The sequence below is a fragment of the Pseudomonas sp. QTF5 genome, from assembly GCF_000512695.2.
In the GTDB taxonomy this organism is placed as follows: domain Bacteria; phylum Pseudomonadota; class Gammaproteobacteria; order Pseudomonadales; family Pseudomonadaceae; genus Aquipseudomonas.
On record NZ_AZRW02000013.1, the window covers coordinates 53,238 to 69,364 of the forward strand.

At 51.5% G+C, this 16,127-nt stretch carries 8 protein-coding genes; 3 read left to right on the forward strand and 5 right to left on the reverse strand.

The annotated features are described in order from the left end of the window. Positions 1-17 precede the first annotated feature (17 nt). The 5 genes from IC37_RS13110 to IC37_RS29260 form a co-directional block, all read right to left on the reverse strand. Positions 18-773: a molecular chaperone gene (locus IC37_RS13110; protein ID WP_030131412.1), complete on the reverse strand. Its 756-nt coding sequence runs from the start codon at positions 771-773 to the stop codon at positions 18-20. Between the two features lie 87 nt (positions 774-860). Beyond that, positions 861-1,409, reverse strand: a complete 549-nt coding sequence (locus IC37_RS13115; protein ID WP_030131411.1) for a fimbrial protein — start codon at positions 1,407-1,409, stop codon at positions 861-863. A 282-nt stretch (positions 1,410-1,691) separates the two neighbouring features. After that, positions 1,692-6,791 carry an RHS repeat domain-containing protein gene (locus tag IC37_RS13120; protein WP_051414861.1) on the reverse strand — a complete coding sequence of 1,700 codons (5,100 nt, stop codon included), beginning with the start codon at positions 6,789-6,791 and terminating at the stop codon, positions 1,692-1,694. Continuing rightward, positions 6,788-7,873: a hypothetical protein gene (locus tag IC37_RS13125; protein ID WP_030131409.1), complete on the reverse strand. Its 1,086-nt coding sequence runs from the start codon at positions 7,871-7,873 to the stop codon at positions 6,788-6,790. The genes IC37_RS13120 and IC37_RS13125 overlap by 4 nt, the downstream gene beginning before the upstream one ends. 90 nt (positions 7,874-7,963) lie before the next feature. Continuing rightward, positions 7,964-8,572, reverse strand: a complete 609-nt coding sequence (locus IC37_RS29260; RefSeq protein WP_143519191.1) for a hypothetical protein — start codon at positions 8,570-8,572, stop codon at positions 7,964-7,966. A 297-nt stretch (positions 8,573-8,869) separates the two neighbouring features. Between IC37_RS29260 and IC37_RS13130 the strand changes: the two genes are divergently transcribed. From IC37_RS13130 to IC37_RS13140, 3 genes are read left to right on the forward strand one after another with little or no spacing between them, the layout of a single operon-like run. Further along, the gene (locus IC37_RS13130; protein WP_030131407.1) at positions 8,870-10,693 is read left to right on the forward strand and encodes a hypothetical protein; all 1,824 of its coding nucleotides are present in this window, start codon (positions 8,870-8,872) and stop codon (positions 10,691-10,693) included. 45 nt (positions 10,694-10,738) lie between these two features. Continuing rightward, positions 10,739-13,150 (forward strand): hypothetical protein, encoded by a 2,412-nt coding sequence (locus IC37_RS13135; RefSeq protein WP_143519192.1) that lies wholly within the window; start codon positions 10,739-10,741, stop codon positions 13,148-13,150. Between the two features lie 41 nt (positions 13,151-13,191). Then, on the forward strand, positions 13,192-16,101 hold the full coding sequence (locus tag IC37_RS13140) for a hypothetical protein (RefSeq protein WP_030131405.1): 2,910 nt from the start codon (positions 13,192-13,194) through the stop codon (positions 16,099-16,101). The last annotated feature ends 26 nt before the right edge of the window (positions 16,102-16,127 follow it).

Consider the following 16,127-nt stretch of genomic DNA (forward strand, 5'->3'; position numbering starts at 1 on the left):
CCGGGCAGAAGCGCAATTCACGGTGTGAGCTGTAAAGGCAGGGTCAAAGGGAGGGTGTAGCCGCCGTAATCGTTGATGGCCGAAAATACCACCTGCAAACCAGTCTCTGGTTTGAGCGAATCCAGTGCGTAGGTATGGCTGGAAAATGGCTCGGCCATCCTGACGGCCTGAATGATTTGGTTTTGGTCGGCGCTGGTCACTTCCAGTCGCGCGAAAGTCACATGAAAAGGCGTGGGGTTATTCACCACAAGGTGTTGTCTGTCTCCGATGCGCTTGATCGACCATTGCAGATCCTTCAATCGAGCGACCGGATTGTCCGTGAGCTGTTCAGGTCGATAGAAAAACTTGATTCGGGTGCGCAGTGCAAAATTAAGAACATTTCCCTGGCTGTCATCGGCTTGGGGAATTTCCTGAACATTGAAATAAAACAATGACTCGCGATCGGTGGGGAGGTTGTTGGGCAGGCCACTTATCTGCACTTGCTGTTGTTTTCCCGGGTTGAGTCGGAACAGCGGTGGAGAAGAAATAAACGGCACCGGGGTGGTGGTATCGTCTTCGACCGTGTTGACCCAGGTTTGCACGGCGAATGGTTTTTCGCCTGGATTGGTAACGACCAGTGAGGTACTGCGTTTTTCACCATCGAATACCACGCGGGTGCCGCTGAGCCTCAGCGCCGCCTGGCTGGCGGGTATGTATGTCGCGAGCATGGACGCAATCACACAAACGCCGACGGTGGGCCGACAAAAGTCCACCAGTTTGATCAAACCGAGCATGTTCATTACCTATGGTCCAGGCGAGCAGTGCCCGCCTGGACAGCATCAGAACGCCCCGTGTCTGCAATAGCGAACAGGGGCAGGGAGTCAGTTGATGGCGACGACGAATTGCACGTCGGCCGAGGCAGCACCCGCCGTTACAGGCATGGCTATCGAACGGTAGTAAGCGTTGAACAACATGTCGGTCGGATTGGTGTCGTCCAGGTCGTAATCGACAGAGGATCCGCCCGGTGGGATCGCTGCACCGCTTTTATCCTTCAGCGTGATAGCGACGCCTTTCGCGCCGTCTGCCGTGGGCGTGACCGCGAAGTTGGCGCCAGTAGAATCAGCCGTACCATTGAACGTTACGCTGGCGGTACTGGTGGGTGTCAGGACGCAACCCGAACCACCCTTCACGCGCAAGGCGAATCGCTTGCCGCCGTATTCTTGCCCCACGGCGGTAAAGCGGCTGACGTCAATGTTGCCCATTTTGACCTGGTTGCCGATGGAGCCGTCTTCCGGGTTGACGATTTCAATCGGGCAAGTGCTGGCGGTGATCCTGCCTTCAAAGTTGATAGTGCCGGTGTTGGCGAAGGCACCTGTCGCGGTGAGGCTTGCAGTCAAACCCAGAGACAACGCGAGTAGAGTTTTTTTCACAATTCAAATCCTTTTTAGTCTCGCAGAACCCAGCGCATGGAGATCGAGACATGGGCGCTGTAGCGATGCGAGGCAAACGAAGTCACGAGCAATGTCTTGTCTCGACGGGGTAGGGATTCTAGAAAGCTGGAGAGGGAGGAGATATGAGAGAACTCTCACTTTGGTGTGGCTGTGCGCTGGGATTATTGCAAGGCGTGTTGTTTGACTATCAGGCGGCGTAAATATAGGAAGGTAATGGGTGCAGCCCTTTGTAGGACTGCACCTGGATGGTTGATGTCGTTGTTACATCACGGGGAGGGCTGAAAAATAGTTTTTGAATCCTGCGGTTTTAGTTGCCCTTTGTTGAGCCCCGATATAACCGCCCGGTACAGATTCGAAGGGGCGCATCGGAACAGGTGCCAACGGCGGGGCGGCGTCCGGCAAATCTGCAAAATTATTCAGACGCGATGTCGTCAAGCTGTCGTCAGACGCGTGAGCGGAAACACTTTGTGAGCCGGATGAAGGCGAGGTTCGGGACGAAACTGAACTGCGCGCTGGACTGGACGTTAACTCACTACGCCGTATAGACGGTTTAGGCACTTTAATCTGGCTAGGTCTCGGAATCTTGAAATTGCTTATTCCCGAAGATTCAACCGTTTTTACAAAACTTTTCACGTTAGGTAGTTTCAACAGATCATCGGCAGCGCCTCGCGCGACCCCAACGCCTGTTTTTTGCGCAGCGGCAACCTTAGCAGCAGCCCTCGCCGCAATCGCACCACCGGCAACCGAGAGGGCAGTACCTGCAATACCCAACCACATTGCGGCAGTCATCGCACCTTGATCCTCCTTGAGCGTTCCATAAACGCCAACACCCAACGCAATACCACTGAGCCCAACGCCGACGACCCCGAGTGCAAGTCCAAGAGACAGACCACCGGTGAAAGGCGTAAATGCGATTGCGACTGCGAAACCAATAGCGAGACCCGCGACGGGAAGCCACTTATCCCAAAAGCTCTGTTTCGGTTGCTCGAAAGGGTAGACGTAGCCAGTCAAAGTCGGTCGTCCATTGGTTCTATAGTGCCCGCTTGGGTCATTGAAATTGACCGGGTCACCCAGGCAATAGACGTATGGATTGACGCCGCCGGCACCGAACGGGCTGAGAGAGTCCGGGGTATGAAAACGCATCAGTCCCGGGTTATACGCGCGGTACCCGCGACCCAGTAAGTACCAGCCCAGACCTTCTTCGCGCACTTCGCTATTAAAGGCCAACAGGCTTTGCAGCTGGGTATCCGTGCGCTCTCCGAAGGCACTGTACTCTCCGGTACGCAATTGGTTATTCGTAAGGCATTCGCCGATGACACTCGGGCTGGCATCCGTCATGAAAAGCAGTGTGCGATTGTGGTCGTCCAACTGTTGCTCGCCCAATGGCAGATCCGCCAGGAACATGTACTGCGTTTGCTTATGGTCCTTGATCACATGGCTTAGACGGTAGCCTTGATAGAACCGCAAGCTCTCGCTCTCGCCCTGTTTGCGAACCCCGACAAGATGGTTGTGGCCGTCGTAACGATAGCTGTAAAGGACTTGTTCCTGCGTCGGGTGTTTGACCGAAAGCAACCGACCCTGGCTGTCATAACTCAGGCGTTGCCCGCGCTCGTCATTGAGCATATTGCCGTCAGCGTCGTATTCGAATGTCTGGCTTTCGGGATAACCACCTTCAAGATAGGTATGGGTAACTTTCTCCAGCCGACAAGGATCATCGGTCGCGTAGGTAAAAGCTGCGTTATCTATCTGTGAAGTTCCGTTGACGTCAAATGTCGTTCGGCAAGTCTGGATATTGTTCAATGCGTCGAAACGGAACAACTGTGATTTGATTCTATTGCCATGGGCGTCGCAGGGGAGCATTTCACCCGAACAGCTATGCATTTGCAGTCGATTGAGCAAATCATAGCGATACTCCTCCTTCAGAAGGCTGTGTCCATCGGCGGCGAGTTGCAGGTGTTTGCTTTGCAACTGATTATCGGCCAGCCAGGTCTGGGTGATGATGCGCGTCGGTTGACCGGTCAGGCTCAGGGTGCGTTTTATCTCCCGTTCTTGTGTGTCGTATTCGAGCTCAGTCACTAAGGTATTGTTGTTGCTTGAGTCATGCGTAGTGGTGCGACTTGGCTGGCCCAGGGCGTTATATTCGAAACTCGCTTGAAGTGTGCCTTGAGTGAGCCGGGCGACGCGGCCACATATATCGTATTCATAGACATTGTCCCGCCCGTCGGTGTGACTACGGTTCAATGGCCGCTGTTGCAAGGAGGTGACGTAATGCGTTTCTTTGGAAGTGCTATCAACATCGGTCCATTGCTCACTCGTTAGTTGGTCGACGGCGTTATAGGTGTATTGACGATTTCCCTGGCCATTGACCGCTTTCTCGATGTTGGCACTGACGGGGTTATATTCGTAGGTGGCCTCGCCCTCGGATGTTTTGATGGCAGTGGGTTGCTCGGTGAGGTTCGGTTCGTACGAATAACTGATTTGCTCATTGGCGGGCGTCGTCCGCGTTGCGATCTGCATCTGGCCCCCGATATAGCTGTAACGCTCGACCCGTGGACCAACGCTACGATGGGTCTGGCGCAATAGCCCGTCAAACCCTTGTGTGCCAGCGGATATCGGATTCTGGTTGAGGGGAGTCAATTGCAACGTGACGGGTAATTCACTCGTGCTGTGTTCGGCAAAGGTACGGCTGATGATGGTTTTATCGGGAAGGGTGGTGGACTGCATCCGATCCCAGTCGTCATGTTCATAATCAGTCGTGCGCGTGAGGCTGCTATCCAGTGTCTCGCTTTGTTGGGTAAGGCGACCTTGGCCATCGTAGACATAGTTGGTCGTCGATAAGATCGGCACCTCGCGACGGCGCAACAAAGCATGGAGGCTTTGCGCTACATCGGGCTGCTTGCCCTGTTTATGAGCAACCAAAAGGTGATCGTACAAAGGTTGAGCGTCGAGCCGTTGAAACGAATCCGGTTTGCCGAAACGGTTGTACTCTGTGATGTTCAAAGCGCTGATTCTGGGAGGTTCTTCAGGGCTCTCCTGCCAGCTGCGCACGACCGGTCCGTTCTTGCCAAAGGGGGATGAGTCCTCGACAGTAGCGACACCGTCAGGCCCAATCGTGCGAAGCGATTCGCCCCAATCGTTGAAGGTATACCGGGTAATCAGCTTCAACGGTTCAATACCATTTGGCCAAAAACCTTCGGCACTGCGTATCGGCACCTCAACGTTTGGCCAGTCAAACACCGTCTCAGCCGTCATATTGCCCAAGGCGTCGTGCTCCGCCTCGTAGGTCTGCACGGGCTCTACAGGCTCCGGCTGGCCCCCGGTCGCGGGCTCAAGCTGGCCCCGGTAAATCACCCGATCGAGGCCGTCGAACCGGGTGAAGCTTTTCACCTTCCGGGCATCGGTTACCACTTCCTCGGCGGGTTTCCCACCGATTGAGGCGGTGTACTCAAAGCAGCGGGTGGCTTCAAACGGCGTACCCGGGGATACCGTCTCGCTGCTCACACGTCCCAAGTCGTCGTACCGGAAAAGCGTTTGCACGTTGTCTAAATCTGCCGAGAAAACTGTTTGGCCGCTGAAAAGGGATCGCTGCCGCAGGATCCTGGCCTGAGCCTCATGCTTGCCTGCTTCATGATCGAACCCCGTCAGCGTCTCGATTGTTTGCAGCAATGTCTCGCCGGCCAAATCGTTGCGAATTTTGCAGTATTCGTAGTTAGTTATCGTGGCGTGGCCATTCATTACATTGGCTTGGCTTTTGACACGACCGTGGAGGAAGTCGTCTGCCGGATCAATAAAGTGGGTGGTGATGCTCTTTTGCAGTTCCGTTTCCTGACCGTCATCGATGCGATAACTGGTTTCGCTATCGACTGCCAACCAGTCCGCCATCCCGCTGCTTGCCAACGCCGGTAGCGCGACGTAGCGATAACGCTTTCTCAGGGTCACTCCCCCACCCTTCACCAGGGACGAGGGAAACACCGTTGTTTCTTTTAGGCTGCGCTGAAAGCCGAGTGGATCGCCGGGCCAATCTTCGTCTGCATCGTTGTAATAGACGTGTGTAGTGGTGATGCCATTCGTGTCAACCTGTTCAACCAAATTGCCATTTTCATCGTAAGTCGTCAGGGCTTGCTCAATGCGCAACTTGGACACATCGTTGTCCATTTCCCAGCGTGTTTCGACTTTTCTGGGCAACTGGAACTGTGGCGGCTGATTCTCAAAGTGAACATTTTCGGCGAAATAAGTTGTCAGAACCCGCTTGACACAATGGTTCTGGGTGGTGACTTCTTCCGTGAGCAGGTGGAAACGGTTGAAGGTTCGCACCACGTTGCGCACCTCTTTGCCATCAGCGACAAGTTTGATCGTGGTGCCGTAATTGTAGGTGTGAGTGACGTTGTACAGAGAGTCCATCCCTTCTACTACGCTGACGGTCGCGCCGTTGCCGAGGAAGTTATGGTGGTTGTTCTGAGCGGAAGAGTAATAGAGGTAGGTCGTCTCCATCACTGGTTGTCCGAATCCGGGAAAGGTGCAGTGACGAGTTACCCGCGGAAGTTTCTGATCTGAGTTACCGGGGAAACTGTGCCCGTCATCGAGGTATTCAACGGTTTCACGGCCGCCGCTTGGTGTGTTGACCTCCGTGATGTGGAGCACGCCATATTTCGTTTCATATCCCAGATGCCAGTAACCTCCCGACGCTGGCAGATGGATGTACTCGAGCCGCCCGCTATTGACTTCCAGTCTGTAGTCGGCGCGCGGTCCTCCGTCAGAACCGCCGTCAGGGTGTAAGAGCAGATTGACCCTCGTTCCAGCATCATTGCGCACAATCTTCAGCACGACCCCCATGTCATCGCTGATGGTATTGAGCATCTGAACACCCAGGACCGAAACATAAGTCAGGGAAATCTTGTGGCCGCTGGGGGCATAAATCTCATGGGGCAGCGCCACTTCGTTTTCAATGCTGCCGCCGGTTTTAAGGATTTCGACCAGGCCGGTTCTATGAGTGACACGGTAGGTGCCGCCCCCCTCATCTGAAAAATGAAAGGTGTCGAGTTTCTTTTCCTTGAAAACCGGAGTGCCGTTTGGCGTGCTTCCGGTAACTTTGAAGCGTTCACCTGTGTTGAGAGACAGTATTTTTTTGCCAGGCGTGAAATGCGTCAGGTTGGTGTCCCAACCCATACCGAATCCTGAATTGGTGGAGTTCATCGGGCTGAAGACCAGCGCAAAAGCGTAGCCAGGCCCGCTGGCTGCGTTGCACTGGATCTCGGGTATCTTGATCGACAAGGTGTACTGCCCCGTTCGTTCGTCGACTCCGTTGTCCAGGAAACTCGAGAAAGACGCTGCCTGTGATTGAGCGGGAAGTGAGGCTGTCATGATTTATCCCTCAACAACTTAAGTGCGTTCTCTGCCTTTTCACGCTCTTCGATCAACTGAGCTTGTGAAGGTCCGATTTGTTCTCTCGTCAACTTGGTGCAGCGGATGCGTGTTTTGCCATTTTCATCGCCCTCGTGTTGCCGTCCAATCATGACTTCGTTGGGGGGGCACTGCATATTGGATTCACTTTCTACTTGTTCATCCGACCATTCACTGCGGATCAGATTTAACGGTTTATTATTAGCATCGACTATGGACGCACACCGGTAGGAGGTGGGTTTTGTTTCGTCGTGCATATGATAGCGGCCATACAAAACTTTATTTCCCGGGCATAGATAGTAGGAGTCCTCTTCGCTGCCAACTTCGACTTCTTGCTTGTCAGTCAGTGTAAAGGGTGGCTCAGATTCCGCGGTGCCGCAGAGATATAGGGTGGGTCCATTTTCATCACCTCTATGTTCTCGAGCTAACATGACCTGGTCGCCTGCGCAAGTAAAATCCGAGTTACTCTCCTTTTCTACTTTGTTCCATGCTTCATTGGGGATAATCCTCACAGGCTCTCGTTTAATCACTTCGGGCGATGAAGCCGTTATTCTTACGCACGACAGTTTGTCGCGGATAGGCGCATTTTGATTCAGGCGTTGTTTAGCTTTCAGCTCCAACCCCCGGTCGATTATTCGTGGGGGCTGAAAGGTATCAATTTCATCAACTTCGAATAGACGAGTCGTAGAGTGTTTTTTGTTTGTTTTAAGTTCAAACCAAAAATTATTGCTGAACTCATCATCCCGTCCATCGAGCTTCTTCGAGCACGACCTGTCATCTGTCAGTAATATTGTTGTTGCTGACGGTAATTCGACGAAGGTTATTTTGAAAGAATTGTTATCCGAGCAGGGGGATTCTGCGTTCGGAAACTCATATTGCCATGTTTGTCCACTTTCTGCTGGTGGGGCGGGTAGGGTGCATGTAGCGCCATCTTTGTCCTCAATGATAATCGACCCTGCAATTGCTTCGGTGGTCATGGAAAAAGACGCCATGAGACTGACGTAAAAGCCAAGACCGCCTAAAGTTGCTGTTAGTGCACGCATTTATTGAGCCTCATGCTGGAGTTGATCGGTGTGATGGGCCATTTGGCAATCAAAACATTCGTCAGAGGTATACTGAAGCCGAACAAATGACTACCAAAGAGTTGCGCACTTATGGTAGGTATGCCCGTTCTCGTCACCGTCATGCTTACGCCCGACAAGAACCTGATTTCCTGCGCATTCAAGCGAATGGTCACTTTCTGCCTGACCAGCCGACCAAGCACCTGGTGCAACCTGCAACTGCCCCATTGGACCGTTCAAAAACGCGCATTTGTAACGAGTGTTACCGTTTTCATCCCCATCATGCTCGCGACCAACCATCACCATATTCGTAGGGCAAACGTACTCACTCCCGCTCTCTTTGATGTTATCGGATGTAAGTGGCTCGTCAGTAGTTACTGGTTTTCCGAATTGGGAAAGGGTTGCGCACTTGTAGTGAGTATTTGCATTTTCATCCCCAGAATGCTTTCTACCGATCAGCACAGTATCCACTGTACACGTAAACCTGGATCCTGATTCTTTAATTCCCACAGTCCACTCTCCCGGAGTGACTTCAGCTTGGTTTTTGGGGCGCGCGGAAGAACCAGTAGTCGGTGAATGGCTTTCTGGCGAGCAACCAACGATCATGACCATTGACAACAAAGACAGTGTCGCATGGCGAATAAGTCGAAGCGGAATATGGCTCGACACAAAATTCTTCATGATGAATCCTCATTTAGATCTTTAATGCCGCGTTTGAGCGGCGGAATTAAATCGTTGTCTCTTGTTCTAGTTGAAGCGTCGTTCATTTCGAATGACTGCCTGGCCGAACCGTTAGTAGTGCTGCGACTTTAGTTGAATGTCTACGCCCAGCTAATCGCGCAACCCTTCTGAAGATAACCTTATCAGCGATTTCACAATACGTAACCTATCAGTTCTGATAGTGGTCTTGTTCATGGCAGCGGTGTACAACTTCGCATCAGTTGTTAATTTTCATGCGCAGTCAAACGGTGGCTAGTTATGGCAAGGCTCAAGGCTCCCACAATTCCAGGCGCCAAACATGGCGAATGGGACGGGCAATGGATTGATCTTCTTGAGTTGGGAAGCGCTAATCTGTTGACTTATATAAAGTACGACAGCATTGCGGTCGGCGATGTGTTGTGGCCCAACTGGCGCGGTTGCAGCGCCGAAGGGGAGGCACAGGATCACGCCCAGGCGCGCGTCGATGTTACGGAAGAAGATGGATATACCCCGGAACTCGGCATGCCCGTGGAAATCCCAAATGAACGGCTGATTTCCCTCGACCAGGGATGGATATTTTATTCTTATGCCGTAGCGGATGGTGAAGACCCCAATGATCGTGGACCGGAGTCGGCGCGGATTTTCTGTTACGTCGGTGAACGACGTACAGCCACGCAACAATTGCCTGTTCCGCAAATCAGGGAGTCACACGATTTGCGCCTGGCTATTGATGCGATCACCTCGGCTGGTGCCACTGGCGTTGTTCCGCCTTATCAGGCCATGAGCGTAGGCGACGAAGTAACGTTTACCTGGCAAGGCTACTATCAGGGGCTGCCAGAACCACCTTGGATTTCACCTAAAAGGTCGATCGAAACAGCGGATATCGGGCATCCGTTGGTGTTCATGATTCCTGAGGCCGACGTGCTATTCAGTGACAGTGCCGAGATCAGCTATAAGGTTGAATATGTTGGAGACCTGGGCCAGGACAGCGTGTCCGAACCACAAATGATAGAAGTTATCGAGCACGATGATGCAATGTTGCTGCCTGCGATCAAGATCAAGGGACACGACGGTGGGCCGCTCAACCCGGCGGATTTCCTTGATGGATTGACGCTGCAAGTTGAACCGGTCTATCCGGGAATCCAGATTGGCGACGGCGTTTTGTTATATTGGGGCGAGGGCAATCAACCACCGGGTGTTATCAAGTACGCCAAAGCCGACAGGTCGACGATTGACAGCGGAGTGCTCGAACTTCATCTCGAACATAAATGGTTAATGCCCTATGTGGGCAAGGTAATAACCGCCAGTTTTCAATACGCCCGTGGTGGCGCCGGGCAATCCGGGCAACCGTTGGCATTGACCGTGAAGCGGCCATTACATCTGCCTATGCCTCATGTTGTTGATGCAAAGGCAGAACAAACGGGTAACGCGTGGTGGCTGGCCAATACCAGTGGCGCCTACGTAGAAATACCTGATGATGCGCAAATAGATGGGGCTCAGGTCGAAGTGCACTGGTACGGCCACCAGGTCAACGGCCGTCATATCGCGCCAAGTCCGGTCGCCGGATACGAACGTCGTTACTTTATCCCGAGCACTGCAATCGCGGCCAATATGTCGAGTGACGACAGCAAGCGTTTTCCCGTGTTTTATCGAGTAACACTGCCTGATGAGAGCCCGGAAGATTCTGCGCGACTGAACTTGCGCATCGAACCATTGGATTCAGACCGTTATCCCGCCGTCCAGTGCCGACAAGGCACGTCTACCGTGAGACTGCGGGATGTAACTAATGGAGCAGATCTTTACTTGGAGAGTTCCCAGCCAGCGATACCCGTATGGCCGTTCATGGCGAAAGATCAATTATTGACGATCAGTGCTACGGGTGTCGCGCATGGTAGCGGCGAAGCCGTTGCGACAACTGTAAGAAATGCCATGAAAGTGACAAGTGATGAATTTATTTTGAAGAAAATAGAAGAAATACTGAATTACTCGTTCCTTAACGGCTTGAAGCGCGACCAGCAGTTTAGTCTTATTTCCAAAGTCAGCTTTGATGGCGGCGAGACATACCAGAGTTTCAAATCTACATACCTGACGTTGACAAATTGAAAAATTTGCTCCGTCCCAATGTTTTCATACGGCGAGGTTAGTGAAATGAATAACGACACGATCAATGACGTTTCACCTGAGGAAATTCTTGAATACTTCAAAGTCAAACCTCGCTCATTGGGATGGGATGCAATCCTTTGCTATAACCGAAAGGATACGAATACGGTGTTGTTGCAGGAATACATCCTGCGTCACAACACAGATAACCAAATGGAGCCGATTACATTTCAGGTTAAAGATATTGAGACGCCAACCTACAAAGCCTACATCTTTGAGTACCGGTTCGATACGCCAAGGCTTTCATTTGAGAATACCAATATTGCAAATTCCCGGGCGAAACTTACGTCGAAGGTGATCGGTGGCACGCATGTAACGTTTGAAATGGCCACTGGCGCAAAAGAGTGGAGTGTTGTGAAGATTGGTAATCATAGCCCGCTTGTGCAGACCAACCTGGAAATGCAGATAGACCTCACAGTCGCCAAGGGGCAGATAGATGGCGAAGGCCGTGTTGTACTGGATATTTCAAAGGGCATCGATAACACTTATACCTTGCAGTACAACGACACTGACGACATGCGCAAAACGGAAGGTGCGGAATTTCAGAAAGCTTTTGCGCGGCTTCCTGTAGAAATTCGAGAGTGGGAGTTAAACCGGGTGGAAGTGGACCCGACTCACTATCTGCAACCCCAGGAGTTTTATATCCGCACCCATCAGCCTGTAAGCGCAAGGGTTAAAGGCGCCTCTAATGCCGAGGAAGGTGCCGTTCTTGTTTTTATCACCATGAAAGGCGGAAAAAACGGAACTACCCCTGTCACAGATGCTGATTTGCCCTATCTGATTCCTGATGGGCACTCCGCAACCCTGGTATTAGGGCATAAGTTCCTGATGGAAAAAATTATCACTGAAGGGTGCAAAGGGATCATCAATACCGAGGATGAGTACAAGATTGAGTTGGAAGGGCCAGAAGAAGGGTTCACTGAAAAACTGACCGTTACAGATGGGTCTCGGCGCACAAACGGTTTTGGGGTCGATTCAGTAGAAGGCCTTACCAGTTTCGAACTGGTGGAACTGGTTTTGGGCTTGGGCAAACAAATTTCCGACATTCTCCCTGGGGATTCCCAGTTTTATATGGATTTCAAGGACAACAAACTGAAACTAACTTGGACGGGAGACGAGAAACAGCCCGTGAACGTGGTCGCGCAATCCGGTACTAATTATAAGGACCCTATTGGAACTCGATGGGCAATGGTTAGGGAGTTTACATTTGAACTGGATGAATCCGGTTCGTTGCGAATGGTAGTGAACCCAGAAGGTGATGAGTTGGCCATCCGAGTCACGCCTGAGGAATATGTAAAGTATGAAGACGTCTCGCCATATTTCGAAGGTATCCATGGAGCCGTCCATCCAAAACTGTTAGCTGAGTTGAATGAAAGCATGACGGCTTTTTTGAACATGTCGAAAGAGATCGATATTTTCAGGTTGAATAGCCTTCTTTTCCGCAATGAGAACTCCGTGAAACTCCAACGAGCAGAGTTTCCAGGTGACGTGGTGACTTTCGGTCAGGTTGGCCCAACGCTGACCGCGTTCACCATTGACCATGATCTGCCGGAGTGGTCAACGGATCGACTGGAGCCAATGATTGGTGTGGGACAAACCCTGAAGTTTGTCACCGTTCCATCTGTCGATGCGACTTGGTCCGTTGAAAACATTGACGGTAATACTGGCGAGACCGGAACCATTGATCCTGCGACTGGCGTTTATGTCGCTCCATCGAAAGATCAGTTCGAAGGAAGGTTTCTTCGAGTAAGGGTTAACGCCGTACAAGGTGAAAACACCAGTTCCGCACTGGTTAGCGTGCTGGTAGACGAGATGGACTTCGCTCCGCAGATCCAGATAGTCGGCGCTGGCAGCGCCCAGGGGCGAGCGCTCAGAGCGGGGGCATTGGGCGGGGAAACATTGACATGGAGCGTGTCCGCGGAAACTGCTGCAAGAGGTGGTCGTGTTGAGCCGGTTCCCGAAGGGGAGGAGGGTGATCACATTTTTTACGTAGGACCACACCAGGAGGGGACACTATTCACTGTGGACGAAGTTATCGTCACAAACTCAATCGGGAGGAGCCAAAGTTCATATCTCTTGGTCCATCATGTGCCTGCCCTATTAACGATAGGCATTGAGCAAGAACTGCCGGATAACAAAATTAAGATAGCAATGATGGGGCCAGACGGACCAATCGTGCAACTACCGGAGTACCCGTGGAAATGGACTGTGCCTATTGGAGCGGGGACAATAGATGAAATGGGTGTCGTGACTTATGATCCTGACGGTGCGTTGCCATTCATTATTGTTACTCTTGAAGTGCCACCGCAGTATCCTGGCCAATCGCCGAGCACAGCGTTTAAGTTGCTACCGATCCCTTTATTCACAGTTCCGGAGACCCTTCGACTTTTACGTGATTAATAATTAACCTCTGAATCAATTACCAAGATGAGTAGGCGTTAATGAAAACTTCACTGAAAGATCTGTTGGAAAATATGAACGGGCGCTCGGTATGCTTTGGTTGGGCTGCGGTCGCAGTATTCAGCCGCACTGCGCTCAATCAACTATTAGCGGACCAATACCTTGATGGTTTGAATGCATCTCGCTTCTTGCCGCCCATGAGTGGTGAGTTGTCCTTAACCCCGGAGAATACTGAGTCTGCAACGTTTGAGTCCATCGTATTTGGCAAGCCAGTATTATCTTTCGAAAAATCCTCGCTGGCAGGCTCCACTGCGTCTTTGACGATGAATATTATCGGCGGTTCGTACACGGTGATACATTCCCCCGTCACAGCGGCGCCCATGCTGTTTTCCCATATGCCTATAACGGAGGACATGGGCTATTTCGTCAAACTCAAAATCAGCTTGATTCAGGTGACCGGCAACGTCGATCAACGCGGTCGAGTTATGTTTGAGGTCGATGCCAATCCAACAGCCGAATCAAATCTGGGGAGCACTGATAGCATCCGGAAGAAAGTTGCAGAATACATAAGGTCTTATTTATCCAATCAACCAGATGATTGGCGAATGTTCGAGTTGGGTTTGCTGGATTTTAACGGTAATAATCCACTTAGCCCGACCCGATTTGTCATCCGCACACAAAAGTCCGTGGAAGACGAAACTGATCCCGATGGGCTGGTAGCAGTGTTTATGAACGTGAAGGCGTTGGACGAGGCCGCTGCGACGCCTATTGAGGGTAGCGGGTTCCCCTTCCTGATTCCTGATGATGTTCTCCAGGGCAAACCGTTGTATTCCGCCGCACTGGTTCTCAATTACCAACTGCGTTCGTTCGTCACGGACGAACAGTTAGATGTGCTCGGCAGTTTGTTGTTTCCGGGCCAAAAAGTGTTCATCGAAAGGCCGGGCGAACAGGACAGGCACACTCCCCATGATCTATTGATATTGGGCAATGTCGTCGCCGAACCCGAGCGGGTCACGATCACACCTTCGTTCATTAGTCTAAAAGCCGGCGCGGAACAGCAGTTTACCGCACGCCGTAGCGACGGTACCGTGGTGAATAACGTTGAATGGAGTGTCAGCTGTCCAGACAGTCCGCTTTCTGAAGGGGCGATGTCCATCGGGGGTTTATACAAGGCCTCCGAACGATCGAAGATGAGTAATGAGCATCAATTCACCGTGGTCACCGCGCGTTATACAAGCGGTGCGCGAGAATATGTTCATTCGGCCCAGGTGATAGCGGTATTTGAAAGCATGGCGATTTCTCCTCAAGTCGCCGTTCGGGGAGTAGGCGCTACCGCGCTTACAGTTGAGCTGGCAGTGTCGACGTTAAGCGGTGGGGATCTAGTATGGCCCACGCTTTCCCCGACTCAAGGCGAGTTGACGGTTATTGACAATAACCATGCGCGGTATACGCCGCCGGCTACTATAGATGGGACCAGCGATGTACAGCGAATTATCGTCACGGACAAGCTTACTAAGGAAACGATTGAGGCTACGGTTGTCTTGCTGGAATGGGAGCATAAGATACAAATAAATCCGTATTTTATTCCCTTTAATTCATTGAGGCCGGTTCAACTAGAGGTCGTTATGGGTGGCCCGGCAGATTATTATGACTGGGAAGTGATAGGGGAGGGTAACGGCACAATTGAAGACGGTCTATTCACTCCGCCCGACAATCCGCTGTCACCAATCAGTGTCGTACGATGTTCGGAATCGAGGTTTGGCCAGCCTATAGCCTTTGGATTCAGCATCATTCGTCTCAGCGAACGCCAAGAAGATCACCCTAAATGGGCTGCGCTTGAGAAATTTTCAATCACCGCTCCCGGCAACCTTAACCGGTGTTTCGCTAATGGCTTCCAGCAAATCGTCGTGGTTGTCGAAGTTGAAACGCAACCCGTCGAGGTCGATCATAATGTGTATGTAGATATCCCACTCAGTGATCTCGAACTATCCACAATGAAACTGGTTGATAAAATATCCGGCGCTGAGGTGCCGTTTCTGCACTTTAGTCAGGAAGGTATTGAATATGGAACCGATAGCTGGGCAGCCAGTAAAAAAAGAAATCGATTTAGGCTGTTCAACGTTTCGAACCTTCCGTCTGCTGATTTTTTGCCATCGACAGCGCCAAAGCATAATCGTACCCGGTACAAGGAATTTTACATCCATCTGGCGGTTGAAGGCAGTCGTACGTTTTATGCACAGTTCCAGGCTGCTAACGGAGCTACCTGGCGTTCAATTGATAAGACGTATGAAAATAATCAAATCGAAGTTACGGGAGTGCAAAGACTTCCAGTGACGGATAGCGAATATTCTTTCGTCGCGCAGCGCATTTCGAAAGACCCGGATGGACATGACGCAGAGCCGTCGCCTGATTATCCAAACGGCGACAATATGAGTTTTTATCGGTATTCCGTAGATTTCTGGTATTTGGAATACCGCCGCGCAGGTATACCGGTCGGATTCGCGACGATGAGTGTAGAAGGTAACGTGTCATCGATTCAGTGGGAAAGTGATCAGGTTGACGAAACGTACTGCAGTTATACCGGATGCGCGTTCAACCCTGCCAACTACACCAATAGCGACAGCCCGGTGGCTAAAAATATATCTTTTGATCCCTATCTGTGGGCGCTCATGAGGGACGTCTATCCTACAGAACTCGACACATCGTTTCGGGGGGGCAACCCGCCGGGGCCAGGGCAGTTAATGGTCAGCCTGCATCGCGTTCACGACATGCCTTATTGGTACGACAAAATGGCAGAGGGGGACGAGCATAAACTTTATCGGGCTCGACTGGACCCGGCGATGATATTTGTAATGTTGGATGAAGAGGGTAATCGGCATAAGTTAAGAATTGGATTTGATGCCCCCACGCTTGACGAAAGCCGAAATCGATTGGTATATAAACCACAATAATATTTGCTGGCGGGTTACCTGCGCTT

Excerpts from the sequence above, each read along its gene's own strand:
- IC37_RS13110 (WP_030131412.1), bottom strand. The coding sequence starts at position 773 with ATGCTCGGTTTGATCAAACTGGTGGACTTTTGTCGGCCCACCGTCGGC.
- IC37_RS13120 (WP_051414861.1), bottom strand. The coding sequence starts at position 6,791 with ATGACAGCCTCACTTCCCGCTCAATCACAGGCAGCGTCTTTCTCGAGT.
- IC37_RS13125 (WP_030131409.1), bottom strand. The coding sequence starts at position 7,873 with ATGCGTGCACTAACAGCAACTTTAGGCGGTCTTGGCTTTTACGTCAGT.
- IC37_RS29260 (WP_143519191.1), bottom strand. The coding sequence starts at position 8,572 with ATGAAGAATTTTGTGTCGAGCCATATTCCGCTTCGACTTATTCGCCAT.
- IC37_RS13130 (WP_030131407.1), top strand. The coding sequence starts at position 8,870 with ATGGCAAGGCTCAAGGCTCCCACAATTCCAGGCGCCAAACATGGCGAA.
- IC37_RS13135 (WP_143519192.1), top strand. The coding sequence starts at position 10,739 with ATGAATAACGACACGATCAATGACGTTTCACCTGAGGAAATTCTTGAA.
- IC37_RS13140 (WP_030131405.1), top strand. The coding sequence starts at position 13,192 with ATGAAAACTTCACTGAAAGATCTGTTGGAAAATATGAACGGGCGCTCG.